This window comes from Streptomyces koelreuteriae (genome assembly GCF_018604545.1).
Lineage (GTDB): Bacteria > Actinomycetota > Actinomycetes > Streptomycetales > Streptomycetaceae > Streptomyces > Streptomyces koelreuteriae.
Window position 1 is genome coordinate 3,525,665 of record NZ_CP075896.1, and the last position, 25,152, is coordinate 3,550,816.

The window sequence follows — 25,152 nt, forward strand, 5'->3', positions numbered from 1 at the left end:
CTCGCTCCTTCAGAGACTGCGTCAGAGGATTCGGAGATTTCTGACTGCTATCGAGCGTACGCCGGTCATCCAGAGGGCGGGACGGCGTGTCCGAAATGCGGGATGAGTATCTCGGCCGACGGCTGTCCTCGGCAGGTCAGGGGCCGGTGAGGTGGCCCTGTACGACCGGGGCCAGGCGGGCGATGATCTGCTCCGGGTCCGCCGAGGCCAGGGGTTCGACCTTGATGACGTAGCGCAGCATGGCCGTGCCCACGAGCTGGGCGGCGGCGAGTTCGGCGCGCAGTTCGGCGTCCGGCAGGTCCAGGCGGTCGGCGATGCGGCGCAGGACCTGGGTGGCGACGATCCGGCGGAAGACGGCGGCGGCCGTTTCGTTGGTGACGGCGGAGCGGACGATGGCGAGCAGGGGCGTGCGGGTCGCCGGGTTCTCCCAGATGCCGAAGAAGAAGCGGACCAGGCGCTCCCCCACACCGTCGAGCGGGCCGTCCTCGATGGCCTTCGGCGCCTCGATGGCCGGGGCGAAGGACTGGGTGATCGCCGCCTCGAAGACCTGCTCCTTCGTCCCGAAGTAGTGGTGCACGAGCGCCGGGTCGACCCCGGCCGCCTTGGCGATGCCGCGCACGGACGTCTTCTCGTAGCCGCGCTCGGAGAACTCGTCGCGGGCGGTGGTGAGGATGCGGTCGCGGGTGTCGGCCGATTCCGTGCGTGGGGGGCGGCCCCGGCGGCGAGGGGTGGTGTTGGTTTCGGTGCCGGGTCCGCTGCCAGTGCCGGACCGGCTGCCAGTCCCGGGTCCGCTGCCTGTGCCGGGTCCGGTCGGGGGCCGGGCGTTCATCGTCGTGGCACCTTCGCCGCCGAGGCCAGGTGGAGGCGTGTGAAGGCCAGCGCCTCCGCCAGGTCGGCCTCCCGCTCCGCGCTCGACATGGCGCGGCGGGTGTTGACCTCGATCACGACATGGCCGTCGAAGCCGGTGAGGGCGAGCCGCTCCAGCACCTCGGCGCAGGGCTGGGTGCCGCGGCCGGGCACCAGGTGCTCGTCCTTGGCCGATCCCCTGCCGTCGGCGAGGTGGACATGGCCGAGGCGGTCTCCCATGCGGTCGACCATGGCGAGCGCGTCGGAGCGGGCCGTGGCGGTGTGGCTGAGGTCGATCGTGAAGTGGCGGTAGTCGTCCTTCGTCACGTCCCAGTCGGGGGCGTACGCCAGCATCTCGCGGTCGCGGTAGCGCCAGGGGTACATGTTCTCGACGGCGAACCGTACGTCCGTCTCGTTCGCCATGCGCCAGATGCCCGTGACGAAGTCCCTGGCGTACTGGCGCTGCCAGCGGAAGGGCGGGTGCACGACGACGGTGCTCGCGTCGAGCTTCTCGGCCGCCGCGCGGGCCCGCTGGAGCTTGGTCCAGGGGTCGGTGGACCAGACGCGCTGCGTGATGAGCAGGCAGGGGGCGTGCACGGCCAGGATCGGGATCTGGTGGTAGTCGCTGAGTCTGCGCAGGGCCTCGATGTCCTGGCTCACGGGGTCCGTCCAGACCATGACCTCGACTCCGTCGTAGCCGAGGCGTGCGGCGATCTCGAAGGCCGTGGCCGTCGACTCCGGGTAGACCGAGGCCGTCGACAGGGCGACCTTCGCGTCCGGGATCTTCACGGCTGGCTCTGCCATGCAGGACAGATTACGGGGTGTGGTCGGGGCGGGGCGGGGGGCCTCTTCGCTGTTGTGGTGTTTGCCACGGCGGGGGTGCATGTCCTTCGCAGCTCTCTTACGCGGGCTCCCATGCTCTCTTACGCGGACTCCATGTGGTCCAGACGCCGCAGGATCACGCCCTCCCGCAGCGCCCACGGGCAGATCTCCACGCGCTCGACGCCGAACAGGTCCATCGCTCCCTCGGCGACCAGCGCGCCGGCCAGGAGCTGGTTGGCCCGGCCCTCGGAGACGCCCGGCAGCTCGGCCCGTTCCGCCTCCTTCATGCCGGCCAGCCTCGGGACCCAGGCCTCCAGGGACTCCCGCTTGAGCTCGCGCTGGACGTAGGGGCCCTCGGCGGAGCGGGCGGCGCCGGCGATGCGGGCGAGCTGCTTGAAGGTCTTGGACGTGGCCACGACATGGTCGGGGGAACCGATGCGGCTGAACTCGCCGACCGTGCGGGCGATCTCGGTGCGCACATGGCGGCGCAGGGCGCGGACGTCGTCCGGGGAGGGCGGGTCGCCGGGCAGCCAGCCGGAGGTGAGGCGGCCCGCTCCCAGCGGCAGCGAGACGGCCGCGTCGGGCTCCTCGTCGATGCCGTAGGCGACCTCCAGGGAGCCGCCGCCGATGTCCAGGACCAGCAGTTTCCCGGCCGACCAGCCGAACCAGCGGCGGGCGGCGAGGAAGGTGAGGCGGGCCTCCTCCGCGCCGGTGAGGACCTGGAGCTCGACGCCGGTCTCGGCGCGCACGCGCGCGAGGACGTCATCGGCGTTGCGGGCCTCGCGCACGGCGGAGGTGGCGAACGGCAGGAGGTCCTCGACGCCCTTGTCCTCGGCGGCCTGGAGCGCCTCCTGGATGACCGAGACCAGCTGGTCGACGCCGTGCGGGCCGATCGCGCCGTCGTCGTCGAGGAGCTGGGCGAGGCGCAGTTCCGCCTTGTGCGAGTGCGCGGGCAACGGGCACGCGCCGGGATGCGCGTCCACCACGAGCAGATGCACCGTGTTCGATCCCACGTCGAGGACACCGAGTCTCATGTACGGAACGCTACTGCCCGCCGGGCCGTCCGCCGTCCTCGGTGTGGGTACAAGGCCCGTACCCTGGAGCTGTGCCAAAGACGAAAAAGGCGAAGCGCGACAAATCATCGGGCCCCGCGGTGTCCGACGAGAAGGGCCTCGACTTCGCCCGCGCGTGGGTGGAGTTTCCTGATCCGGCGGACGACGAGCAGGTCTTCCGCTGCGATCTGACATGGCTGACCTCTCGCTGGAACTGCATCTTCGGCAGCGGCTGCCAGGGCATCCAGGCCGGCCGCGCGGACGACGGGTGCTGCACGCTGGGTGCCCACTTCTCCGACGAGGACGACGAGAAGCGGGTCGCCGAGCATGTGGCGAGGCTCACGCCGGACATCTGGCAGAACCACGCCGAGGGCACGAGCAGCGGCTGGATCTCCGAGGACGAGGACGGCGACCGGCAGACGCGCCCCTTCCAGGGGTCGTGCATCTTCCAGAACCGGCCCGGCTTCGAGGGCGGCGCGGGCTGCTCGCTGCACATCCTCGCCCTGAAGGAGGGCCGCGAGCCGCTGGAGACCAAGCCGGACGTGTGCTGGCAGCTGCCGGTGCGGCGGACGTACGAGTGGATCGACCGGCCCGACGACACGCGGGTGCTGCAGGTGTCGATCGGTGAGTACGACCGACGCGGCTGGGGTCCGGGCGGGCATGACCTGCACTGGTGGTGCACGTCGGCGACCTCGGCGCACGGCGCGGGCGACCCGGTGTACGTGTCCTACCGGCCGGAGCTGATCGAGCTGATGGGCAAGGCCGGGTACGACCGGCTGGTCGAGCTGTGCGAGGAGCGGCTGGCGTCTCAGCTGCCGTTGCTGGCGCCGCATCCGGCTGATCCGGTGGACTGACCTGCGTTGACGTCGGCTGAGCCGCGTCGATGTCGGCCGGCGTGCGTCTATGACGTGGGCGGGCTCGGGTCGTCGCCCTCCGAGGGCGGGGACGTCGAGTCCGGCGGGTCGGTCGGGTCCGGGTCCGGGGCCGTGTGCGTCGGGTCCGGGTCGGGTGACGGGGGCGGGGTGGTCGGCGTCGGGTCGGGGTCGGGCGCCGAGGTCGTGGGCGTCGGGTCGGGCTGGTGCGGCGGCGGGTCGCTGGGGTGGGGGTCCGGGCCGGGGTCGGCGGGGGTGGGCGCGGTGCCGAAGCCCTCGATGTGGACGACGGCTCCGACGGGTGCGATCGCCACCTGCGCGTGCCAGGGGCCGGAGGGCTCCCGCAGATGGTCGACGTACACCTTGATCGTCAACGACTCGCCGGGCCGGAGCGTTCCCGAGGACTGGCTGAGGTAGAGCCAGTCGGCTCCCGTGGAGGCGGACCAGCGGACCGGGGCGGACCCGGTGGCGGCGAGCGTGATCAGGGTGGTGTCGCCCGTGTTGTCCGCCGTGACGTCCAGCGCGCCCGCGCGGCCGGCGCTCGCGACGCCGAGGACCTCGACAGACACGTCGGCCTTGCCGTTCTTGCCGAAGCGGGGGCCGGGTCTGGTGCTCGCGTTGCCGGTGTTCTCGTAGCCGCCGCCCGCCATCTCGCCGTCGAGGCCGAGCGGGTCGTCCACTTCGAGCGCGGAGGCGGAGCGGCCGTCCTGCGCCTCGCCCACGGGAGTGCCCCGGTAGGCGGCCCACAGGGCGAGCACGGGGGCGGCCACGACGGTGGCGACGACGGTCGTGGTGACGGCACGCGCGCGGAGACGGTCCCGTCGGGCGGCGCGGTCCTTGGGGTCCATCGGATAGCCGCGCCGGTCGAAGCGGGGGGCGGCGCCACGCGCGCGTGGCGGGTGGGCCATGGCGACGTGCAGGGCCGCGAGGGGCGCGGGCAGGACGGGCAGCGCGGCGGGCGTGACGCTGGTGCCGGGCCAGCGGCCGGGCATGGCGCGCTCGGCGGTGCGGCGGCAGCGCGGGCAGTCGTCGACGTGCCGGACGAGTTCGCGGCGCAGGGCCGTGCCGAGCACGAGCCGGTCGTCGCCTACGAGGTGGGCGACGCTCGGACACGCCCCGGTCTCGACCACGGCGAGGGCCGCACGCGTGCGTTCGACCTCGCAGGCGGCGGAGGCGAGCAGGTCGCGGGTGGTGGCGAGGTCCATGCCGAGGACGGCGGCGACCTCGTGGGCGGCGAGGTGGTGGCGCACGGCCAGTTCGAGCGCCTCCCGCTGCTCCGGGGTGGTGCCGGCGGCCTCCGGCCAGGCCAGCAGGGCCAGTTCGCCGCGACGCCGCTCCTGGACCTCTTCGGAGACCGGGGCGGCCGGGGGGTCGGGGCGCTGGACACGGCCCGCGGCGTGGCTGCTCGTACGTTTCTGCTTGGCCTCGGCCAGCCCTCGCAGGCACGCCCAGCGGGCCAGTGCGTACAGCCAGGCCCTGCGGTCCGCGGGCGCCTCGGGGACGTGCCGGCCGCGGCGTTCGGCGAGCGCGAGGACGTCGCCCAGGGCGGCGGTCGCGGCGTCGTGGTCGCACAGCACGGACAGGCAGTAGGTGAACAGGCCGTCCAGGTAGGGCTCGTAGCGCGCGGGCGGCCGCTGCACCAGCGTGCGCGCCGCACCGCGGTCACGCGCTTCCCGGTGCGCCCGGTGGGCGCCGGCCGAGCGGGTCGAGATCTCCGGCGTACTGCTCGTCATTCGGCGACCGTAGGGGGCCGGGAGTGTTACCTTCCGGCGGCTTGAGCACATTTAATCCGTACGGGTGAAACGATCCCTCAATAGGGGACAGGAACCTGTCGTTCCGCCGTCGGCGCGGGGTGGCGGGGGCCCTGGCGGGCGGCCGGCCGCGCCCTCCGGTCCCCGCGGTGTCAGTGCCTGCGGCTACGGTTTCGTCCATGGCTGCCCGTACGAAGACCACCAAGGACCGTCCGTCCTACCGCTGCACGGAGTGCGGGTGGCAGACGGCGAAGTGGCTCGGCCGCTGCCCCGAGTGCCAGGCCTGGGGGACGGTCGAGGAGTACGGCGCGCCCGCGGTCCGTACGACGGCACCGGGCCGGGTCACCAGCTCCGCCCTGCCCATCGGCCAGGTGGACGGCCGGAGCGCGACGGCCCGCACCACCGGCGTGCCCGAGCTGGACCGGGTGCTCGGCGGCGGCCTGGTGCCCGGCGCGGTGGTGCTGGTCGCGGGCGAGCCGGGCGTCGGCAAGTCGACGCTGCTGCTGGACGTGGCGGCCAAGTCGGCGAGCGACGAGCACCGCACGCTGTACGTGACGGGCGAGGAGTCGGCGAGCCAGGTCCGGCTGCGCGCCGACCGGATCAAGGCCATCGACGACCATCTGTACCTGGCCGCCGAGACGGATCTGGCGGCGGTTCTGGGCCACTTGGACGCGGTGAAGCCGTCGCTGCTGATCCTGGACTCGGTGCAGACGGTGGCCTCCCCCGAGATCGACGGCGCGCCCGGCGGCATGGCCCAGGTGCGCGAGGTCGCCGGGGCCCTGATCCGGGCCTCGAAGGAACGCGGCATGTCCACCCTGCTCGTGGGCCATGTCACCAAGGACGGCGCCATCGCGGGCCCGCGTCTGCTGGAACACCTCGTGGACGTCGTCCTGCACTTCGAGGGCGACCGGCACGCCCGCCTCCGCCTCGTACGAGGCGTCAAGAACCGCTACGGCACCACCGACGAGGTCGGCTGCTTCGAACTGCACGACGAGGGCATCACGGGCCTCGCGGACCCGAGCGGACTTTTCCTGACACGTCGGGCCGAACCGGTCCCGGGCACCTGTCTGACCGTCACCCTGGAGGGCCGCCGCCCCCTGGTCGCCGAGGTCCAGGCGCTCACGGTCGACTCGCAGATCCCCTCCCCGCGCCGCACCACCTCGGGCCTGGAGACCTCCCGGGTCTCGATGATGCTGGCGGTGCTGGAACAGCGCGGCCGGATCAGTGCCTTGGGCAAGCGGGACATCTACTCCGCGACGGTCGGCGGGGTGAAGCTCTCGGAGCCCGCGGCGGATCTGGCCGTCGCCCTCGCCCTGGCGAGCGCGGCGAGTGACACACCTCTCCCCAAGAACCTGGTCGCGATCGGTGAGGTGGGCCTCGCGGGTGAGGTGCGGCGGGTCACGGGCGTGCAGCGCAGGCTGGCGGAAGCCCACCGTCTGGGCTTCACACACGCCCTGGTACCGGGCGACCCTGGCAAGATCCCCGCGGGTATGAAGGTTCTGGAAGTCTCGGACATAGGGGACGCGCTGCGGGTCCTTCCGCGCTCCCGTCGCCGAGAGGCCCCACGGGACGAGGAGGGTCGCCGGTAGACTTTGCCCAGGTCTCGCCCGTCCGTGCGAACCAAGTGTGCGACACGGGGCGCCCCAGAACCTGCGACCGGAGGAGTGCAGTGGCAGCCAACGACCGGGCAGCAGCTCCCGGAAAATCCGGTGGGAGTGCCGGTACCGATGGCCTGATGCGCGCTTCACTGAGCGCCGTGGCACCCGGAACCGCCCTGCGTGACGGCCTGGAGCGCGTGCTCCGGGGCAACACCGGCGGTCTCATCGTGCTGGGCTCCGACAAGACGGTCGAGGCGCTGTGCAGCGGCGGTTTCGTGCTGGACGTCGAGTTCACGGCGACCCGGCTGCGCGAGCTGTGCAAGCTGGACGGCGGCATCGTGCTGTCCTCGGACCTGTCGAAGATCCTGCGCGCGGGCGTGCAGCTGGTCCCGGACCCGACGATCCCCACGGAGGAGACCGGCACCCGGCACCGCACCGCGGACCGCGTGAGCAGGCAGGTCGGCTTCCCGGTGGTCTCGGTCTCCCAGTCGATGCGGCTGATCGCCCTGTACGTCGACGGCCAGCGCCGCGTCCTGGAGGACTCGGCGGCGATCCTGTCCCGCGCCAACCAGGCCCTCGCCACCCTGGAGCGCTACAAGCTCCGCCTCGACGAGGTCGCGGGCACGCTGTCGGCGCTGGAGATCGAGGACCTGGTGACCGTCCGGGACGTCTCGGCGGTCGCCCAGCGCCTGGAGATGGTGCGCCGCATCGCCACGGAGATCGCCGAGTATGTGGTGGAGCTGGGCACCGACGGGCGCCTGCTGGCCCTCCAGCTCGACGAGCTGATCGCCGGTGTGGAGCCCGAGCGTGAGCTGGTCGTCCGGGACTACGTGCCCGAGCCGACCGCCAAGCGGTCCCGTACGGTCGACGAGGCGTTGGCCGAGCTGGACGCCCTCACCCACGCCGAGCTGCTGGAACTGCCCATCGTGGCGCGGGCCTTGGGGTACACGGGCTCGCCCGAGACCCTGGACTCGGCGGTGTCGCCGCGCGGCTTCCGCCTCCTGGCCAAGGTGCCCCGGCTCCCCGGCGCGATCATCGACCGGCTGGTGGAGCACTTCGGCGGCTTGCAGAAGCTGCTCGCCGCGAGCGTCGACGACCTCCAGACGGTGGACGGCGTGGGCGAGGCCCGGGCGCGCAGCGTACGCGAGGGGCTGTCGCGGCTGGCGGAGTCGTCGATCCTGGAGCGGTACGTCTAGCCGTCAGGCGTCTTCGGCGCTCGCTGACGCGTGAGGGGGGTGTTCCCGGTCGGGAACACCCCCCTCACGCATGAAGGCCAGGCGGCCTCCTGAACGACAAGCGGCTAATCGTTCTTCAGGACGAACGAGGTCTGCACCTTGGCGTAGCCCGGAGCCTTGGCCTCCACCAGGTACGTGCCCGCTCCGGCCGAGCCCGAGGGAGGCGTGGCGCACTCGGGGGCGCTGGGCCCCCGGTCCCACTTCAGGGCGTAGGTGATGCCGCTGCCCGCGGGGACGCGGTAGAGCCGGCTGCCGGTGGTCCTGGGGCAGTCCTTGGAGGACCAGTAGTCGTCGTCGGCGCTCGCCTCGGCGATGGTGAACACCGCGTTCTTCGGCCCGAGATCGATCTTGCAGTCGTGGCCGGAGACGTTCCGCGCGGTGAGCAGGAAGGTGGGCGTCTGCTCGGGGTCGTAGCTGTTGTGCTGGCTGCGCAGGCTGAACTTGACCATGCTCGCGGTGCAGTTGGGCAGCATGGAGCCGGCCGGCAGTGTGTCGCCCGCGCCGACGCCGCCCACGGTGGTACCGCCGTCGTAGCCACCGGCACCGCCGGAGCCGCCCGAAGCGCCCGCTCCCTCGGACCCGCCGGTGCCGGAACCGCCGCCGGAGCCCGTGCCGGTACCGCCCCCGGCTCCGCTGCCCGAGCCGTCACCGGAACCGCCGCCGGACCCTGCCCCGGACCCGGACGAGGAGCCGCCCGAGCCCTCGTCGCCCGACTCGTCGCGCCCGCCCGGCGCTTGGCTGATCGCCGGGCCGGAGTTCGACGGGCCAGGTGTGATGGAGGGCGCGGGATTCTTGCCGTTGGCGCCGTTGTCGCGGTCCTTGCCGCCATCGCCGCCCATGGTCACGAGCCAGGTGGTCAGCAGCGCCAACAGGGCAGCCACGGACACCAGTACGACCCTCCGTCGCCAGTAGATGGAGGAGGGAAGCGGCCCGACCGGATTGCGCAGAGATCCCACGGCGCAAACCTTACGAGAGATCAGCGCGTTAGCCGGTCCCACCCGCCGCTCAGGCTCACAACTTTTCCGGATCATCATGCCGGAAGCAGCTGTCCCACCCCTGTCTTTCGTCAGATACGGCACCCGACGATCGCTGGGTGTGACGGGATCGGCTCGTCACCTACCGTCCGTGACCATGGACTTCGAGGACACCGCGCTCTACCGCGACATCACCGACTTCGCCGACGGCTCCCCGCTGTGGATACGGCACGGGGCCGAGTTATGGACGGAGGCCGGACTGCTGGTCTTCGCCCTGCTGTTCGCATCCGCCTGGTGGCGTGCCCGCCGCGACACCCCCCGCGCGTTCGCGATCGCGGCCCTTGCACCTCTGGCCACGGCTGTGGCGTACGTGTGCAGTGAGGTGCTCAAGTCCGCTGTCACACAGGAGCGTCCGTGCCGGGCGGTCGCCGGTGCGGCGGTGTCCCTGGCCGAGTGTCCGCCGCACGGCGACTGGTCCTTCCCCTCCAACCACGCCACGATCGCGGGCGCCGCGGCCGTCGCCCTGGCCCTGGTCCGGCGCGCCCTGCTGTGGCTGACGGCCCCGCTCGCCCTGCTGATGGCCTTCTCCCGGGTCTACGTCGGCGTGCACTATCCGCACGACGTGGTCGCGGGGCTCGCCCTCGGCACGCTCGTCGCCCTCGTCGCCGTACGGCTGGGCACGGGGCCGATGACGCGGCTGGCCGGGGCGATGCGCGGCTCGCCGACAACGGCCGCGCGGTGGGTCAGCGGGCCGGGCCCGGCACCCGTGCCGTCGTACGGGGCGCACGCACGGCACTGAGCCGGTAGGCACGCGCGGCCCTAGCCGGACGCACACGCGGCCCTGAGCCGATGGGGTGTCACGATTCCACCAGTCCCGCCTCGTACGCCACGATCGCCGCCTGCACACGGTTGCGCACGCCCAGCCGCTCCAGGACCGCGCTCACATACGCCTTCACCGTGCCCTCGACGAGGTGCAGCCGGGCGGCGATCTCCGGGTTGGACAGGCCCGCGCCGACCAGGCCGAGCACCTCGCGTTCGCGGGGGCTCAGGGCGGACACGCGGGCCCGTGACTGTGCCTCGCGGGTGAGCCGGCCGCCGCCGAGGCCCTCGTCGATGACGTACCGGGCCACCTTCGGCGACAGGAACGCGGCGCCCGCGGCCACCGCCCGTACACCGGCGATCAGTTCGTACGGGTCCCCGGACTTCAGCAGGAAGCCGGTGGCGCCGCCGCCGAGGGCGCGGGTGACATAGGCGCCCTCGGAGAAGGTGGTGAGCATCGCGACGGCCGTGCCGGGCGCGGTCCGTACGATCTCCTCCGCCGCCGTGAGGCCGTCCAGGCGCGGCATGCGGATGTCGAGCAGGGCCACGTCCGGGCGGTGGGCGCGGGCCAGCTCGACCGCCTCGCGGCCGTCGCCCGCCTCGGCGACGACCTCCGTCTCGTCGTCACTGCCCAGGATGGCGCGCACCCCGGCCCGCACCATCGTCTCGTCGTCGGCCAGCAGCACGCGGATCACTGTGAGAACTCCTCGTATTCTTCCCGGCCTTCGCCGGACCGGCCGGCGCGCGGGACCACGTCCTTGGTGACGAGCCGCCCGGCGTCGAAGCACAGTCTGAAGTGGTCGACGGAGACGAACAGCTCACCGCTCGCCCGGTAGTAACGGCAGTCGGCACCCTCCGGTGCCGGTGTCGCCGCCCGCTCGACGGGCGGGTCGTTCACATCCCGGTCGGGCAGCACGCGCTCGACGTCGGCGGCCGGGGCGCCCGGGCGGAGGGTCGCGTACGCGGCGGGTGCGAGCACCGAGTGCTTCTCCACGTACGCGTACCAGCCGAAGGCGGTGCCGACGAGGACGACGCCCACGCCGGCCGCGAGGCCGAGGCAGAGGGCCACGCGGCGGCGGGCGTGGGTGATCGGGGCGAGGGCGGGGCGTGGCGGTCCGGTCGCGGTCCGGTGTGCGGGGACGTACGCGCTGACGCGGAACCCCTCCCCCTGCGGGCCCGCTTCGAAGGTGCCGCCGGCCGAGGTCACCGCGGCGCGCAGCCCGAGCAGGCCGGTGCCGCCTTCGGAGGGCCGGGAACTCGGCTCGGTGGGCGAGCCGTTGGTGAGCGTGACGGACGTCCCCTCGTCCCGCCCGGTCACCGCCACGATCACGGGGGCACCCGGTGCGTGTCGTGCCGCGTTGGTCAGGGCCTCCCGGGCCACTCGGTACAGCAGCCGTTCGGCGAGGTCGCCGGGGGCCGTGTGCGGGTCCCGCGTTGCGGGTTGTGCCCAGCGCACCGGGAGTCCGGACTCCGCGGCGCGGGCGACGAGTTGTTCCAGGGTCTCGCCCGCGGGGGTCAGCGGTGGGGGCTCGTCGTCGTCCTCGCGCAGGACGCCGATGATGCGGTGCAGCCGGTCCGTGGCGTCGGCGGCCGCGCCGCGCAGTTCGGCCGCCGCCGTCCGGTGTTCGTCGGCGAGGCCGGGGGCGAGCTGGAGGGCGGCCGCGCGCAGGGCGATGAGGCTGAGCTCGTGACCGAGGGAGTCGTGCATGTCCTGGGCGATCCGGGAGCGTTCGCGCAGCCGGGCGCGCTCCTCGGTGAGGCGTTGCTCGTCCTCCAGCCGGGCCGCCCGCAGCCAGCCCTCCGCGGCCAGCTCGCGGCTCTGGCGCCAGTAGCGTCCGCCGAGCCAGGGGAAGACGCAGCCGAAGAGCAGCGTGCCCGTCATGACCAGCCACTCGGGGACCGGGTCGAGTCCGACGAGCACGATCCGCGCGGTGCCCGCGCAGCCGACGGCGGCGAAGCACAGCGCCGCGGGGCGGGCCCGGCCCGCGCGCAGCCCGAGGAGCAGGGCGGACGTGCCGAGGGCCGGGCCGTAGGAGGCGGTGAACAGGGATGGGGCTGCGGTCAGGCTCAGGGTGGCTGTCAGGCCGAAGGCGGCGAGGGGCAGCCGGCGGGACAGGGCGGCGGCAGCGGCCAGCACCGCCGCGCCGGCGGCCTGCTGCCAGAGCGTGCGCGGCTCGTTCAGGCCGATCCGGTCCGCCGTGAGCGCGGGGAGGACCAGGGCGGCCCAGAGGAGGGCGCCCCGGGCGAGCCGGGCCGAACGAGGACGTTCCATTCGGCCGACGCTATCGGCGGGCGGCGGGGCGGCACTGCTGCCGATCGTCAGGTACCTCGCCCTCTCGGGTCGCGGTGTGCCCGATTCGCGGCTCCCGCGTGGCAGGATCGAATGGCCATGACTGCTCCCACGAACACCCCGCGCACCAGCTCCGGCCCCACCGACACCGCGTCCGGCCCGCCGCCGGGCGGGGACCTGCACTCCCCCGTCATCGACTGGTTCGACGACAACGCCCGCGACCTGCCGTGGCGGCGCCCCGAGGCCGGGGCGTGGGGCGTGATGGTCAGTGAGTTCATGCTTCAGCAGACGCCGGTGAGCCGCGTCCTGCCCGTCTACGAGCAGTGGGTGGCCCGCTGGCCGCGCCCCGCCGACCTGGCCAAGGAGGCGCCCGGCGAGGCCGTCCGGGCCTGGGGCCGACTCGGCTACCCGCGCCGCGCGCTGCGGCTGCACGGCGCCGCCGTCGCCATAACGGAACGGCACGGCGGTGACGTACCGGCCGACCACGCCCAGCTGCTGGCGCTGCCCGGCATCGGCGAGTACACGGCCGCCGCCGTCGCCTCCTTCGCCTACGGGCAGCGGCACCCGGTGCTGGACACGAATGTGCGCCGGGTCTTCGCCCGCGCGGTCACCGGCGTGCAGTACCCGCCGAACGCCACCACCGCCGCCGAGCGCAAACTGGCCCGCGCGCTCCTCCCCGAGGATGAGCCGACCGCCGCCCGCTGGGCCGCCGCCTCCATGGAGCTGGGCGCGCTCGTGTGCACGGCGAAGAGCGAGTCGTGCCACCGCTGCCCGATCGCCGCGCAGTGCGCGTGGCGGCTGGCGGGCAAGCCGGAGCACGACGGGCCGCCGCGCCGCGGCCAGACCTACGCGGGCACCGACCGGCAGGTCCGCGGGCGGCTGCTCGCCGTACTGCGGGACGCCCACGCCCCGGTTCCGCAGGCGGCGCTCGACCGCGTGTGGCACGAGCCGGTGCAGCGGGCGCGCGCCCTGGACGGCCTGGTCGCCGACGGCCTGGTCGAGCCGCTGGCGGGCGGGATGTACCGGCTGCCGCTGACCTGACGTACAGGCAGATGACAGCCTCGGGTCTCCCGTAACGACGACACAGGGTGGACAAATCACCCCATAACCGCCTCAACACCCCCATCGCTGCACCCCGTTACGACGTCCGTTACACAACCGACGGACAGCCGAGTGCTAGCCGAAGGCTGCTTCGGACAGCGCCGTGACAACGCCTCCGTACCTTCAGATGCGTTCCCGGAAGACACGGGACGACCAAGGAACACAGGCAGTGCACGGGCGGCGGGGAGCCGGCCCGAACGGGGAAACGGGAGGCGGTTCACCATGGCGCAGGGCGAGGTGCTCGAGTTCGAGGAGTACGTCCGCACCCGGCAGGACGCACTGCTGCGCAGTGCTCGCCGCCTGGTCCCGGACCCGACGGACGCACAGGACCTGCTGCAGACGGCGCTGGTGCGGACCTACGGCCGCTGGGAGACCATCGAGGACAAGCGGCTGGCGGACGCCTACCTGCGCCGGGTCATGATCAACACGCGGACCGAGTGGTGGCGGGCCCGCAAGCTGGAGGAGGTCCCGACCGAGCAGCTCCCGGACGCCTCGGTCGACGACGCCACCGAGCAGCACGCGGACCGCGCCCTGCTGATGGACATCCTGAAGGTGCTCGCCCCGAAGCAGCGCAGTGTCGTGGTCCTGCGACACTGGGAGCAGATGTCCACGGAGGAGACGGCCGCCGCCCTCGGTATGTCGGCCGGAACGGTCAAAAGCACGCTGCACAGGGCGCTCGCCCGGCTCCGTGAGGAGCTGGAGTCCCGCGACCTGGACGCACGCGCGCTGGAGCGTGAGGAGCGGGAGCGGTGCGCGGCCTGACCGGCGAGGGGTCCCCACGGACCCGGGGCAGCATCCAGGCGGTGAGCACGGCATCGGCCGTGGTCACCGCCCTCGCCCTTTTCGTGTCCGGGTGCGGTGCCGGCGGCACCGGCGCCCGTGACGAGGGCCCGGCGCACGCCGACGCGGTGGCGGGCGCCACCGCGGCCACTCCCTCGGCCTCCCCGTCCAGGACGCCCGACACCGTGAACGCGGTCCGGCTCGTCAAGGACGACCCCGAGGTCTCCCCCGAGGTGAAGCGCGAGCTGAAGCCGTGCGTGGCCGACGAGTATCCCGTCGACGTGTCCTACGGCAAGCTGACCGGCGGAACGGCCGACGATGTCGTCGTCAATGTGCTGACCTGCGGTGACGCGGTGGGTGTGGGCAGTTATGTGTATCGCGAGCGGGACGGCTCGTACGAGAATGTGTTCAAGGCCGAGGAACCCCCGGTCTACGCGGAGATCGACCGCGGCGACCTGGTGGTGACCAAGCAGGTGTACGACAAGGGCGACCCGGTGTCGAGCCCCTCCGGGGAGAACGTGATCACGTACAGATGGGCTTCCGGCCGGTTCAGCGAGAAGTACCGCACGCACAACGACTACGGCAAGGTCGTCGGCGACAGCCCGTCGCCGGTGCCCGCGAGCTGACGCGGGCGAGGCGTGTGTGAACCGATCGGGCCGCTCGGACCGATCTCTGGGTGAACGCGATGCACGGTCCGTGCGTCCCCTGAGAGGACGGACCGTGCGTCCTTGAGAAGCACACCCCTACGACCCACACGAGGACTGAGAGCACCGGGATGGCAGACCAGACCCACGTTCTGTTCGTCGAGGACGACGACGTCATCCGCGAGGCCACACAGCTCGCCCTGGAACGGGACGGCTTCGTGGTCACCGCGATGCCCGACGGCCTGTCGGGACTGGATGCGTTCCGCACGGACCGCCCCGACATCGCGCTGCTGGACGTCATGGTCCCCGGCCTCGACGGGGTCAGCCTGTGCCGCCGCATCCGGGACGAGTCGACCGTGCCGGTCATCATGCTGTCGGCGCGGGCCGACTCCATCGACGTGGTGCTGGGCCTGGAGGCGGGGGCCGACGACTATGTGACCAAGCCCTTCGACGGGGCCGTGCTGGTCGCCCGGATCCGCGCGGTGCTGCGCCGCTTCGGGCACGCGGGCGGCGGCAGGGCGCAGGAGCCGGACTCTCTCGCGAGCGGCGGGATGCTGGCCTTCGGGGATCTGGAGGTCGACACCGAGGGCATGGAGGTCCGCCGGGCCGGGCAGCCGGTGGCGCTGACGCCGACCGAGATGCGGCTGCTGCTGGAGTTCTCCTCCGCGCCGGGCACGGTGCTCTCCCGCGACAAGCTGCTGGAGCGGGTGTGGGACTACGGCTGGGGCGGGGACACCCGGGTCGTCGACGTGCATGTGCAGCGGCTGCGGCAGAAGATCGGCCAGGACCGTATCGAGACGGTCCGTGGTTTCGGCTACAAGTTGAAGGCCTGAGCAGGGGTTATGAGGGGGCATTTCCGGCGCCTGGTCGCCACGGGCGTGGAACGCGCGGGGATCCGTACGGGCCTGAGATGGAAGCTGAGCGCGGCCATCGCGCTGGTCGGCGCGCTGGTGGCGATCGCGCTGAGCCTGGTCGTGCACAACGCGGCGCGGGTGTCGATGCTGGACAACGCGCGCGACCTCGCCGACGAGCGCATCATGATCGCCCAGCGCAACTTCGAGCTGTCCGGGCGAATGAACTTCCCCAACACCAAGATCGACGACCCGGATCTGCCGGAGGCCCTGCGGGACCGGGTCGAGGCGGGCCAGCGGGCGACCTATGTGGCGGACCGGCCGGGCGGCTCGCCGGACATATGGGCCGCCGTCCCGCTGAAGAACGGGCATGTGATGTCCCTGCACTCGGGCTTCACCGACCGCAGCTCGGACATTCTCCAGGACCTCGACCAGGCCCTGCTCATCGGGTCCATCGCGGTCGTCCTCGGCGGCAGCGCGCTCGGTGTGCTCATAGGCGGGCATCTGTCGCGGCGGCTGCGCAAGGCGGCCGTCGCGGCCCACCAGCTCGCGGGCGGCGAGACGGACGTGCGGGTGCGGGACGCCATGGGCGGGGTCGTCCGGGACGAGACCGACGACCTGGCGAGCGCGGTGGACGCCATGGCGGACACCCTGCGGCAGCGCATAGAGGCGGAGCGGCGCGTCACCGCCGACATCGCGCACGAGTTGCGCACGCCGGTGACCGGGCTGCTGACCGCGGCCGAGCTGCTGCCGCCGGGGCGCCCGACCGAGCTGGTGCTGGACCGGGCGAAGGCCATGCGCACGCTCGTGGAGGACGTGCTGGAGGTGGCGCGGCTGGACGGGGCCTCGGAGCGGGCGGAGCTGCAGGACATCATGCTGGGCGAGTTCGTCGCCCGGCGGGTGACGGCCAAGGACCCGGCCATCGAGGTGCGGGTGGTGCACGAGTCGGAGGTCACGACCGACCCGCGGCGCCTGGAGCGGGTCCTGTTCAACCTCCTGGCCAACGCGGCCCGGCACGGCAAGCCGCCCATCGAGGTCTCCGTCGAGGGCCGGGTCATCCGGGTCCGCGACCACGGCCCCGGCTTCCCCGAGGACCTGCTCGCCGAGGGCCCGAGCCGCTTCCGCACCGGCAGCACGGACCGCGCCGGGCACGGCCACGGCCTGGGCCTGACCATCGCGGCCGGACAGGCCCGGGTGCTGGGCGCCCGGCTGACCTTCCGCAACGTCCGCCCGCCCGGGACACCGGAGCATGTGCCGGCCGAGGGCGCGGTGGCGGTGCTGTGGCTGCCGGAGCACGCGCCGACGAACACGGGGAGTTATCCGATGCTGCCGGGGGCGCAGTCGTAGCGCCGGTTCTCGCGGACCGGACCTCGCGGATCAGCAGGACCAGTCCTGGTCCATGTCGAGTCCGCCTTCGCGGGGCTGGGTGAAGGAGAACCAGTTGCCGGAGTCGTCGCGGAACAGTGCCTCCGTGCCGTAGGGGCGCTCCTGCGGCTCCTGGAGGAACTCCACGCCGCGGTCCTTGAGCTTCTTGTAGTCGCCGTGGATGTCGTCCGTGGTCAGCACACCGGCGCCGAGCGCTCCCTTCGCGACGAGTTTCCGGACCATCTCGGCGGACTCGGGGTCCATCGCGGGGCCGCCGGGCACCATCAGGGTGAGCTCGACGTCGGGCTGGTCCGGCGAGCCGACGGTGAGCCAGCGCATGCCGCCCTCGCCCATGGTCATGTCCGTACGGACCTCCAGGCCCAGTTTCTCCGTGTAGAACTCCTTGGCCCGGTCCTGGTCGAGGACCCAGACGGTCGAGATGGCGAGACCCTTGATCATGGCGTGCTCCTGCTGCTCGGCGGCCGGTTCGTGCGTGCCCTGCCACGGTAGGCAGCGGGGGTGTCAGCCCGCTTCTCCGGAATTGCGCTCCTTGCCCGCGCCGGGCGCGGAGCGGAAGCCGCCGGCCCAGAGCATGGCGTAGCAGCCGGGGATGAGGGCGGCTCCCCGGCCGACGTGTTTGGCGCGGTACTCGCTGGGGGTGAGGCCGGTCCAGGTCTTGAAGCGGGCCGAGAACGTGCCGACGCTGCTGAAGCCGACCAGGTGGCAGATCTCCGTGACGGACAGGTTCGCCGTGCGCAGCAGGTCCTCGGCGCGTTCGATGCGGCGGTGTGTGAGGTACTGGCCGGGGGTCTCGCCGTAGGCCTCCTTGAAGGCGCGGATGAAGTGATACCGCGAGTACCCGGCGTGCGCGGCGACGGTGTCCAGGTCCAGCCCGGGATCGGCCCAGTCCCGGTCCATGGCGTCCTTGGCGAGCCGCAGCTGCCGCGTCTTGTCCATGACGTCGATGGTGGCACGGGGGTCCGACAGCGGCACCGGCCTCGCGCCCGGGCACGGCGAAGGCCCCGGGCGGGTGGGCCGTCCGGGGCCTTGTGTGAGGGGCTGGAGCGGGTCGGAAGGGGCTGGGGCAGGTCAGACGGCCTCGACGACCGGTGTCTGCGCGGCCGGGCCGTCCGCCTTGTCGTCGTCCGACGCCTTCGGTCCCGCTCCCCGCAGCGGTACCTCCGTGACGAAGACGGCCGCCGCGAGTGCGACCACCGCCACCACGGCTCCGAGCAGGAACGCCGAGTGGATGCCGGCGGAGACCGCGTGCTGGTAGGCCTCGCGGGCCAGCACCGGGAGCTTGGCGAGGCTCGCCTTGTCGAGCTGGGCCGACTGTTCGGTGACCTTGGAGCCCAGCGCCCCGGCCCGCTCGGCCATGACGTCCTGGACCCGGCTGTTGAACAGCGCGCCCATGATCGCGACGCCGAAGGAGGAGCCGAGGGTGCGGAAGAGCGTGGTGGACGAGGACGCGACGCCCATGTCCTTCATCTCGACGCTGTTCTGCGCGACCAGCATGGTGATCTGCATCAGACAGCCCATGCCGAGCCCGACCACGGCCATGAAGACACCGGAGGTGAGGCGGGAGGTGCCGGTGTCCATCGTGGAGAGCAGATAGAGGCCGACGATCATCAGGACGCTGCCGAGGATCGGGAAGACCTTGTACTTGCCGGTGTTCGTGGTGATCCGCCCGGCGACCATCGAGGTGACGAGCATCGCGCCGAGCATCGGCAGGAGCAGCAGCCCGGAGTTCGTGGCGGAAGCGCCCTGCACGGACTGCTGGTACAGCGGCAGGAAGAGCGTGGCCCCGAACATCACGAAGCCGGTGATGAAGCCGATGACCGACATCAGCGTGAAGTTGCGGCTGCGGAAGATGTGCAGCGGCACGATCGGCTCGGCGGCCTTCGTCTGCCAGAACACGAACCCGACGAGCGCGGCGACCCCGATGCCGATCAGCTCCATGATCCGCGCGGAGCTCCAGGCGTACTCGGTGCCGCCCCAGGTGGTGACCAGCACGATCGCGGTGATGCCGATGGTCAGCAGGGCCGCGCCCAGGTAGTCGATCCGCGCTTCGGAGCGCTTCTTCGGCAGGTGCAGGACGACACTGACGGCGGCGAGCGCGACGACGCCGAGGGGCAGGTTGATGTAGAACGCCCAGCGCCAGCCCCAGTGGTCGGTGATGGTGCCGCCGACCAGCGGGCCGCCGATCATCGCCAGCGCCATGACGCCGGCCATCATGCCCTGGTACTTGCCGCGCTCCCGGGGCGGGATCAGATCACCGATGATCGCCATGACGCCGACCATCAGACCGCCGGCACCGAGGCCCTGGACGGCACGGAAGCCGATCAGCTCGCCCATGTTCTGGGCCATGCCGCTGAGCGCCGAGCCGATCAGGAAGATGACGATGGACGTCATGAACGTGCCCTTGCGGCCGTACATGTCGCCGAGCTTGCCCCACAGCGGGGTGGAGGCCGCGGTCGCGAGCGTGTAGGCGGTGACGACCCAGGAGAGGTGTTCGAGCCCGCCCAGCTCACCGATGATCGTCGGCATCGCCGTACCGATGATCATGTTGTCGAGCATCGCGAGCATCATCGCGATCATCAGCGCGAGCAGCACGACCCGTACGCTCTTCGGCTGTTTCTCCCCGCTGCCGGCGCCGACCGCCGGTGTGTCCGTCGTGTCCGCCATCGCTTCCCACTCCCCCAGCTACCGCTACGTATCTGCAGCTACTGCTACTTACTTGCCGACCGGCTAGTGACTACACTCGGAAGTTAGCTCCGGAACTAGCCGGGCGTCAAGTAAGTTTTATGGAAAGCGGGGCGGCGTAGGAGGATGGGCGGCACCATGGACGGCACCAGGCAGCGGCGCCGCGGGAACACCCGCCAGCGCATCCAGGACGTGGCCCTCGAACTCTTCGCGGAGCAGGGCTACGAGAAGACGTCCCTGCGCGAGATCGCCGAGCGCCTGGACGTCACCAAGGCGGCGCTCTACTACCACTTCAAGACGAAGGAAGAGATCCTCGTCAGCATCTTCGAGGACCTCACGCAGCCGATCGACGACCTGATCGAGTGGGGCCGGAGCCAGCCGCACACCCTCGACACCAAGCAGGAGATCGTCCGCCGTTACGCCGAGGCGCTGTCCCACGCGGCGCCGCTGTTCCGCTTCATGCACGAGAACCAGGCGACGGTGCGGGAACTGCAGATCGGCGACTCCTTCAAGGAGCGCATCCGCAGCCTGCGGGACACCATCATCGACCCGGACGCGGACCTGGTCGACCAGGTCCGCTGCGCCAGCGCGCTCTTCACGCTGCACGCCGGGATGTTCCTGCTCCAGGAAATGGAAGGCGACCCCGAAGAGAAGGACAAAGCCGTCCTCGAGGTCGCCACCGAGCTGGTGACCCGGGCCCACCGGGGAGCCGAGGGCTCCTAGGGGCACCGCCGGTCAGGGCGTGGTCGTCAGACCTTCACGCCGTTGGCGCGCAGGAACTTCACCGGGTCGACGGCCGAGCCGTAGTTGGCGGTCGTACGGATCTCGAAGTGCAGGTGCGGACCGCTCGAGTTACCGGTGCTGCCGGACTTGGCGATCTCCTGGCCGGTCTTCACGATCTGGCCGACGTTCACGGTGACCTTCGACAGGTGGGCGTACTGGGAGTACGTGCCGTTGCCGTGCTTGATCACGACGGCGTTGCCGTAGGCGGGGCCGTCACCGGCGCCGTTGCCGCCGGCCTTGACCACGGTGCCGCCGTGGGCGGCGACGACCTGGGTGCCGGTCGGGACGGCGAAGTCCTGGCCGCTGTGGGTGGACTGCCACATGCCGCCGTTCTGGGCGAAGCTCGCGGAGAGCTTGTACTTCTTCACCGGGTCGACCCAGGACGGCTTGGCCTTCTTGGCTGCGGCCTTCTTGGCAGCCGCCTTCTTCTCGGCCGCCTTCTTCGCGGCGGCGGCCTTGGCGGCCTTCTCAGCCTTCACGGACTCGGCCTTGGCGTGCTTGGCCTGGGCGGCGGCCTGCGCCTGGACGGCACTGGCGGCGCCGGACGCGGACGTGGTGTCGGCGGCGGACGCGACCCCGGCTCCCAGTGCGACCGAGACGCCAAGGCCGGCGGCCAGCACGGTCGCACGGGTGCGGAGCTGGGACGTACGGGAAGAACGGGACGTGACGCGCTTGGACATCGAAACCTCGTGTGGAAGGGGACGGAGAAACCACCCGGCGCACAGACGCTCGCCGAATGGCCATCCCTTGGTAACCCGAAGCCCGACAAACCCCAAAAAGCGTGATCTACGACTGAAGTTAGTAATTTAGGTCAGTGTTCCACGTCTCTTGACACTGCACCCATAGGGGACGAATCAGCACACTGCACTGCACTTTCCCCCGCCTCGCGGGCCAAAAGTCCCTTTCCTCCCGGCCCGTTAGCAACTATTCCATCTAGTAACGGACATATCGCCTGTGCGCCATGTCACCGGAGGCCCTCTTCAACCATTCCGGAAATGTGGCGCACGCCTCTAGGCACCTACCGTCCGGTAACCCTACGGTTCCCCTCGCGCCACCCTCGCCCACGAACATGCACACGCCATGTTGCAGCGTCACGGACGTGAGAGGACCCCCACGACATGCAGACCCGACGCCCCTGGTTGCGCCGCGCATCAGTGACCGCCGTATCGGCGGCCGCCCTCGTGGCGATGGCCGCGCCGGCCGATGCCACGACCGCCACCCCTGCCTCCGCGTCCGCCACCGCCGCCTCCACGGCAGCCGCGGCGGACGTCGACTACGCCACCTGGCAGAAGGACTGCCAGGCGGTGATGGGCCAGGCCCTGCCCTATCTGAAGCAGCGGATCGCGGCCGCCAAGCCGGGTGAGAAGCAGGCCATCGTCTTCGACATCGACAACACCACGCTGGAGACCGATTTCGGCTTCAGCTACCCGCAGCCGGCCAACAAGCCGGTCCTGGAGGCCGCCAGATACGCCCAGGACCGCGGCGTCGCGCTGTTCTTCGTGACCGCCCGCCCGGACATCATCTACTCGTTCACCGACTACAACCTGAAGCAGACCGGCTACCGGGTCTCCGGCCTCTATGTCCGGAACTTCATCGACCTCTTCAAGAACGTCGCCGAGTACAAGACGGCCCAGCGCGTCGATATCGAGAAGAAGGGCTACACGATCATCGCGAACATCGGCAACAGCGCCACCGATCTGTCGGGCGGCCACGCCGAGAAGACGTACAAGCTGCCGGATTACGACGGGCAGCTGTCGTAGGGCCACAGGGCAGCCCCCGGGCATGCAAAAGGGGCCGGTGCCTTTCGGCACCGGCCCCTCTCACTCAGCCGTGACGCTTACGCGTCCTTGCTCAGGTTCGGCCCGGATCCACCGGCCGCCTGCTCGATCGGCGGGACGTCCGGCAGAGCCGCCTTCTCCTCGCCGCGGAAGGTGAAGGTCTTGGAATCGCCCTCGCCCTCCGTGTCGACGACCACGATGTGACCGGGGCGCAGCTCGCCGAAGAGGATCTTCTCCGACAGCGAGTCCTCGATCTCGCGCTGGATGGTGCGACGCAGCGGACGCGCACCCAGCACCGGGTCGTAGCCCCGCTGCGACAGCAGCTCCTTGGCGGACTGGGAGAGCTCGATGCCCATGTCCCGGTCCTTCAGGCGCTCGTCCACCTTGCCGATCATCAGGTCGACGATCTTGAGGATGTCGTCCTGGCTGAGCTGCGGGAAGACGACCACGTCGTCGACGCGGTTGAGGAACTCGGGCCGGAAGTGCTGCTTGAGCTCGTCCTGGACCTTGTTCTTCATGCGCTCGTAGTTGGACTTCGTGTCACCCGAGGCCGCGAAGCCCAGGTTGAAGCCCTTGGAGATGTCCCGGGTGCCGAGGTTGGTCGTCATGATGATGACCGTGTTCTTGAAGTCCACGACCCGGCCCTGGGAGTCGGTCAGGCGACCGTCCTCCAGGATCTGCAGCAGCGAGTTGAAGATGTCCGGGTGGGCCTTCTCGACCTCGTCGAAGAGGACGACGGAGAACGGCTTGCGGCGGACCTTCTCGGTCAGCTGGCCGCCCTCTTCGTAGCCCACGTAGCCGGGGGGCGAACCGAAGAGCCGCGAAACCGTGTGCTTCTCGCTGAACTCCGACATGTCGAGGGAGATCAGCGCGTCCTCGTCGCCGAAGAGGAACTCGGCGAGCGCCTTGGACAGCTCGGTCTTACCGACACCGGACGGGCCGGCGAAGATGAACGAGCCACCGGGACGCTTCGGGTCCTTCAGACCGGCGCGCGTACGACGGATCGCCTTGGAGAGCGCCTTGACGGCGTCCTTCTGGCCGATGACCCGCTTGTGGAGCTCGTCCTCCATGCGCAGCAGACGCGAGGACTCCTCCTCGGTCAGCTTGAAGACCGGGATGCCGGTGGCGGTCGCGAGGACCTCGGCGATCAGCTCGCCGTCGACCTCGGCGACGACGTCCATGTCGCCGGCCTTCCACTCCTTCTCCCGCTTGGCCTTGGCGGCCAGGAGCTGCTTCTCCTTGTCGCGGAGGGAGGCGGCCTTCTCGAAGTCCTGCGAGTCGATCGCGGACTCCTTGTCCCGGCGGACACCGGCGATCTTCTCGTCGAACTCGCGCAGGTCCGGCGGCGCGGTCATCCGGCGGATGCGCATCCGGGAACCGGCCTCGTCGATCAGGTCGATCGCCTTGTCCGGCAGGAAGCGGTCCGAGATGTACCGGTCGGCCAGCGTGGCGGCCTGGACCAGCGCCTCGTCGGTGATCGAGACGCGGTGGTGGGCCTCGTACCGGTCACGGAGACCCTTGAGGATCTCGATCGTGTGCGGCAGGGACGGCTCCGCGACCTGGATGGGCTGGAAGCGGCGCTCGAGGGCCGCGTCCTTCTCCAGGTGCTTGCGGTACTCGTCCAGGGTGGTGGCGCCGATGGTCTGCAGCTCACCGCGGGCCAGCATCGGCTTCAGGATGGAAGCCGCGTCGATGGCGCCCTCGGCGGCACCCGCTCCGACCAGCGTGTGCAGCTCGTCGATGAACAGGATGATGTCGCCGCGGGTGCGGATCTCCTTGAGCACCTTCTTCAGGCGCTCCTCGAAGTCACCGCGGTAGCGGGAGCCGGCGACCAGCGCGCCGAGGTCCAGGGTGTAGAGGTGCTTGTCCTTGAGGGTCTCGGGCACCTCGCCCTTGACGATGGCCTGAGCGAGGCCCTCGACGACGGCGGTCTTGCCGACGCCGGGCTCACCGATCAGGACCGGGTTGTTCTTCGTACGGCGGGACAGCACCTGCATGACCCGCTCGATCTCCTTCTCGCGCCCGATGACCGGGTCGAGCTTGGACTCACGAGCGGCCTGGGTGAGGTTCCGGCCGAACTGGTCGAGGACCAGGGACGTGGAGGGCGTGCCCTCGGCAGGACCGCCGGCGGTGGCGGTCTCCTTGCCCTGGTAACCGGAGAGCAGCTGGATGACCTGCTGCCGCACCCGGTTGAGATCTGCGCCCAGCTTGACGAGGACCTGGGCGGCGACGCCCTCGCCCTCGCGGATCAGGCCGAGCAGGATGTGCTCCGTGCCGATGTAGTTGTGGCCCAGCTGAAGGGCCTCGCGGAGCGACAGCTCCAGGACCTTCTTGGCACGGGGGGTGAAGGGGATGTGCCCGGACGGGGCCTGCTGCCCCTGCCCGATGATCTCCTCCACCTGCTGGCGGACCGCCTCGAGCGAAATCCCGAGGCTCTCAAGGGCCTTGGCGGCGACACCTTCACCCTCGTGGATCAGGCCCAGGAGGATGTGCTCAGTGCCGATGTAGTTGTGGTTGAGCATCCGGGCTTCTTCCTGAGCCAGGACGACAACCCGCCGCGCGCGGTCGGTGAACCTCTCGAACATCGTTAATCGCTCCTCAGAGCGGTCAGGCAGTGGGGGGAACTTCCCCTCCCTGTCCTTCCGCAGCTTAGTCCCGCAAGCGGGGACCGCTCATTCCAACTGCCGACACCGTCGATGGCCTCCTGACCCCGAACGCCGACATCTGCTCCAACCCGATGGTGCGAGACGATGTTCCCGCAGGCCAGGCAGTTACCCCCATCGCCAGTACGCCGATGGCGAACGTGAGACGGCCTTTCCTGCGTGTCGCCCCCTCCCACAAGGGATGTCTTACCCGTAGAGCCCGGATGTCCATGCCGGGTGCCCTGG

At 71.2% G+C, this 25,152-nt stretch carries 23 protein-coding genes; 11 read left to right on the plus strand and 12 right to left on the minus strand.

Annotated elements, in window-relative coordinates; all coding sequences use genetic code 11:
* Window positions 1-136: 136 nt before the first annotated feature.
* The 3 genes from KJK29_RS15655 to KJK29_RS15665 all read right to left on the minus strand — a co-directional run bounded on the left by KJK29_RS15655 (window position 137) and on the right by KJK29_RS15665 (window position 2,702).
* On the minus strand, window positions 137-829 hold the full coding sequence (locus KJK29_RS15655; protein ID WP_215119779.1) for a TetR/AcrR family transcriptional regulator: 693 nt from the start codon (window positions 827-829) through the stop codon (window positions 137-139).
* Complete coding sequence (locus KJK29_RS15660) at window positions 826-1,650, minus strand: sugar phosphate isomerase/epimerase family protein (protein WP_215119780.1); 825 nt, start codon at window positions 1,648-1,650, stop codon at window positions 826-828. Before KJK29_RS15660 ends, KJK29_RS15655 begins: the two co-directional genes overlap by 4 nt.
* A 119-nt stretch (window positions 1,651-1,769) precedes the next feature.
* Window positions 1,770-2,702, minus strand: a complete 933-nt coding sequence (locus tag KJK29_RS15665; protein ID WP_215119781.1) for a Ppx/GppA phosphatase family protein — start codon at window positions 2,700-2,702, stop codon at window positions 1,770-1,772.
* A gap of 71 nt (window positions 2,703-2,773) precedes the next feature.
* On the opposite strand from KJK29_RS15665, the gene KJK29_RS15670 reads away from it, so the two are divergent.
* Window positions 2,774-3,574 (plus strand): hypothetical protein, encoded by an 801-nt coding sequence (locus KJK29_RS15670; RefSeq protein ID WP_215119782.1) that lies wholly within the window; start codon window positions 2,774-2,776, stop codon window positions 3,572-3,574.
* Window positions 3,575-3,621: 47 nt separating this feature from the next.
* Here the strand turns inward: KJK29_RS15670 and KJK29_RS15675 are convergent, their stop codons facing one another.
* A complete protein-coding gene (locus KJK29_RS15675; protein WP_215119783.1) occupies window positions 3,622-5,325 on the minus strand; it encodes a BACON domain-containing protein in 1,704 nt (567 codons plus the stop codon).
* 197 nt (window positions 5,326-5,522) lie between these two features.
* Between KJK29_RS15675 and radA the strand changes: the two genes are divergently transcribed.
* Window positions 5,523-6,932 (plus strand): DNA repair protein RadA, encoded by a 1,410-nt coding sequence (gene radA, locus KJK29_RS15680; protein WP_215119784.1) that lies wholly within the window; start codon window positions 5,523-5,525, stop codon window positions 6,930-6,932.
* 80 nt (window positions 6,933-7,012) lie between these two features.
* Window positions 7,013-8,137, plus strand: coding sequence for a DNA integrity scanning diadenylate cyclase DisA (gene disA / locus KJK29_RS15685; protein WP_215119785.1), 1,125 nt, complete (start codon window positions 7,013-7,015; stop codon window positions 8,135-8,137).
* Between the two features lie 104 nt (window positions 8,138-8,241).
* Here disA and KJK29_RS15690 read toward each other — a convergent pair whose 3' ends face one another.
* The gene (locus KJK29_RS15690) at window positions 8,242-9,132 is read right to left on the minus strand and encodes a hypothetical protein (protein ID WP_215119786.1); all 891 of its coding nucleotides are present in this window, start codon (window positions 9,130-9,132) and stop codon (window positions 8,242-8,244) included.
* 175 nt (window positions 9,133-9,307) lie between these two features.
* Here KJK29_RS15690 and KJK29_RS15695 point away from each other — a divergent pair, with 175 nt between their 5' ends.
* Window positions 9,308-9,949, plus strand: a complete 642-nt coding sequence (locus KJK29_RS15695) for a phosphatase PAP2 family protein (protein ID WP_215119787.1) — start codon at window positions 9,308-9,310, stop codon at window positions 9,947-9,949.
* Between the two features lie 58 nt (window positions 9,950-10,007).
* Here KJK29_RS15695 and KJK29_RS15700 read toward each other — a convergent pair whose 3' ends face one another.
* Together KJK29_RS15700 and KJK29_RS15705 are read right to left on the minus strand one after the other, a co-directional pair.
* Entirely contained in the window at window positions 10,008-10,664 is a 657-nt protein-coding gene (locus KJK29_RS15700; protein WP_215119788.1) for a response regulator transcription factor, read from the minus strand.
* A complete protein-coding gene (locus KJK29_RS15705; RefSeq protein ID WP_215119789.1) occupies window positions 10,661-12,241 on the minus strand; it encodes a sensor histidine kinase in 1,581 nt (526 codons plus the stop codon). The genes KJK29_RS15700 and KJK29_RS15705 overlap by 4 nt, the downstream gene beginning before the upstream one ends.
* A gap of 117 nt (window positions 12,242-12,358) precedes the next feature.
* On the opposite strand from KJK29_RS15705, the gene KJK29_RS15710 reads away from it, so the two are divergent.
* From KJK29_RS15710 to cseC, 5 genes are all read left to right on the plus strand, one after another.
* Window positions 12,359-13,300 (plus strand): HhH-GPD family protein, encoded by a 942-nt coding sequence (locus KJK29_RS15710; protein WP_251057814.1) that lies wholly within the window; start codon window positions 12,359-12,361, stop codon window positions 13,298-13,300.
* Between the two features lie 282 nt (window positions 13,301-13,582).
* On the plus strand, window positions 13,583-14,122 hold the full coding sequence (locus KJK29_RS15715) for a SigE family RNA polymerase sigma factor (protein WP_030251439.1): 540 nt from the start codon (window positions 13,583-13,585) through the stop codon (window positions 14,120-14,122).
* The gene (locus KJK29_RS15720; protein ID WP_215119790.1) at window positions 14,110-14,766 is read left to right on the plus strand and encodes a hypothetical protein; all 657 of its coding nucleotides are present in this window, start codon (window positions 14,110-14,112) and stop codon (window positions 14,764-14,766) included. Before KJK29_RS15715 ends, KJK29_RS15720 begins: the two co-directional genes overlap by 13 nt.
* Before the next feature lie 149 nt (window positions 14,767-14,915).
* Window positions 14,916-15,617 (plus strand): two-component system response regulator CseB, encoded by a 702-nt coding sequence (gene cseB / locus KJK29_RS15725; protein ID WP_215119791.1) that lies wholly within the window; start codon window positions 14,916-14,918, stop codon window positions 15,615-15,617.
* Window positions 15,618-15,626: 9 nt separating this feature from the next.
* Window positions 15,627-16,982 (plus strand): two-component system sensor histidine kinase CseC, encoded by a 1,356-nt coding sequence (gene cseC / locus KJK29_RS15730; RefSeq protein ID WP_215119792.1) that lies wholly within the window; start codon window positions 15,627-15,629, stop codon window positions 16,980-16,982.
* A 30-nt stretch (window positions 16,983-17,012) separates the two neighbouring features.
* Here the strand turns inward: cseC and KJK29_RS15735 are convergent, their stop codons facing one another.
* From KJK29_RS15735 to KJK29_RS15745, 3 genes are all read right to left on the minus strand, one after another.
* Window positions 17,013-17,459: a VOC family protein gene (locus KJK29_RS15735; protein ID WP_215119793.1), complete on the minus strand. Its 447-nt coding sequence runs from the start codon at window positions 17,457-17,459 to the stop codon at window positions 17,013-17,015.
* Window positions 17,460-17,522: 63 nt separating this feature from the next.
* Window positions 17,523-17,957, minus strand: coding sequence for a helix-turn-helix transcriptional regulator (locus tag KJK29_RS15740; RefSeq protein ID WP_215119794.1), 435 nt, complete (start codon window positions 17,955-17,957; stop codon window positions 17,523-17,525).
* Between the two features lie 132 nt (window positions 17,958-18,089).
* Complete coding sequence (locus KJK29_RS15745; RefSeq protein WP_215119795.1) at window positions 18,090-19,685, minus strand: MDR family MFS transporter; 1,596 nt, start codon at window positions 19,683-19,685, stop codon at window positions 18,090-18,092.
* A 144-nt stretch (window positions 19,686-19,829) separates the two neighbouring features.
* Here KJK29_RS15745 and KJK29_RS15750 point away from each other — a divergent pair, with 144 nt between their 5' ends.
* Window positions 19,830-20,426 (plus strand): TetR/AcrR family transcriptional regulator, encoded by a 597-nt coding sequence (locus KJK29_RS15750; RefSeq protein ID WP_215119796.1) that lies wholly within the window; start codon window positions 19,830-19,832, stop codon window positions 20,424-20,426.
* A 26-nt stretch (window positions 20,427-20,452) separates the two neighbouring features.
* On the opposite strand, the gene KJK29_RS15755 is transcribed toward KJK29_RS15750, so the two are convergent.
* Window positions 20,453-21,166, minus strand: coding sequence for a M23 family metallopeptidase (locus tag KJK29_RS15755; protein WP_215119797.1), 714 nt, complete (start codon window positions 21,164-21,166; stop codon window positions 20,453-20,455).
* 438 nt (window positions 21,167-21,604) lie between these two features.
* On the opposite strand from KJK29_RS15755, the gene KJK29_RS15760 reads away from it, so the two are divergent.
* Window positions 21,605-22,246, plus strand: a complete 642-nt coding sequence (locus KJK29_RS15760) for an HAD family acid phosphatase (RefSeq protein WP_215119798.1) — start codon at window positions 21,605-21,607, stop codon at window positions 22,244-22,246.
* A gap of 77 nt (window positions 22,247-22,323) precedes the next feature.
* Here KJK29_RS15760 and KJK29_RS15765 read toward each other — a convergent pair whose 3' ends face one another.
* Entirely contained in the window at window positions 22,324-24,849 is a 2,526-nt protein-coding gene (locus KJK29_RS15765) for an ATP-dependent Clp protease ATP-binding subunit (protein WP_215119799.1), read from the minus strand.
* Window positions 24,850-25,152 lie beyond the last annotated feature (303 nt).

Bases quoted from the DNA above. Each gene is read 5' to 3' on its own strand.
- cseB (WP_215119791.1), top strand. From the start codon at position 14,916: ATGGCAGACCAGACCCACGTTCTGTTCGTCGAGGACGACGACGTCATC.
- KJK29_RS15760 (WP_215119798.1), top strand. From the start codon at position 21,605: ATGCAGACCCGACGCCCCTGGTTGCGCCGCGCATCAGTGACCGCCGTA.
- KJK29_RS15710 (WP_251057814.1), top strand. From the start codon at position 12,359: ATGACTGCTCCCACGAACACCCCGCGCACCAGCTCCGGCCCCACCGAC.
- cseC (WP_215119792.1), top strand. From the start codon at position 15,627: ATGAGGGGGCATTTCCGGCGCCTGGTCGCCACGGGCGTGGAACGCGCG.
- KJK29_RS15755 (WP_215119797.1), bottom strand. From the start codon at position 21,166: ATGTCCAAGCGCGTCACGTCCCGTTCTTCCCGTACGTCCCAGCTCCGC.
- KJK29_RS15695 (WP_215119787.1), top strand. From the start codon at position 9,308: ATGGACTTCGAGGACACCGCGCTCTACCGCGACATCACCGACTTCGCC.
- KJK29_RS15735 (WP_215119793.1), bottom strand. From the start codon at position 17,459: ATGATCAAGGGTCTCGCCATCTCGACCGTCTGGGTCCTCGACCAGGAC.
- KJK29_RS15740 (WP_215119794.1), bottom strand. From the start codon at position 17,957: ATGGACAAGACGCGGCAGCTGCGGCTCGCCAAGGACGCCATGGACCGG.
- KJK29_RS15655 (WP_215119779.1), bottom strand. From the start codon at position 829: ATGAACGCCCGGCCCCCGACCGGACCCGGCACAGGCAGCGGACCCGGG.
- KJK29_RS15745 (WP_215119795.1), bottom strand. From the start codon at position 19,685: ATGGCGGACACGACGGACACACCGGCGGTCGGCGCCGGCAGCGGGGAG.
- KJK29_RS15705 (WP_215119789.1), bottom strand. From the start codon at position 12,241: ATGGAACGTCCTCGTTCGGCCCGGCTCGCCCGGGGCGCCCTCCTCTGG.
- KJK29_RS15660 (WP_215119780.1), bottom strand. From the start codon at position 1,650: ATGGCAGAGCCAGCCGTGAAGATCCCGGACGCGAAGGTCGCCCTGTCG.
- KJK29_RS15765 (WP_215119799.1), bottom strand. From the start codon at position 24,849: ATGTTCGAGAGGTTCACCGACCGCGCGCGGCGGGTTGTCGTCCTGGCT.
- KJK29_RS15715 (WP_030251439.1), top strand. From the start codon at position 13,583: ATGGCGCAGGGCGAGGTGCTCGAGTTCGAGGAGTACGTCCGCACCCGG.
- KJK29_RS15675 (WP_215119783.1), bottom strand. From the start codon at position 5,325: ATGACGAGCAGTACGCCGGAGATCTCGACCCGCTCGGCCGGCGCCCAC.
- KJK29_RS15665 (WP_215119781.1), bottom strand. From the start codon at position 2,702: ATGAGACTCGGTGTCCTCGACGTGGGATCGAACACGGTGCATCTGCTC.
- radA (WP_215119784.1), top strand. From the start codon at position 5,523: ATGGCTGCCCGTACGAAGACCACCAAGGACCGTCCGTCCTACCGCTGC.
- KJK29_RS15750 (WP_215119796.1), top strand. From the start codon at position 19,830: ATGGGCGGCACCATGGACGGCACCAGGCAGCGGCGCCGCGGGAACACC.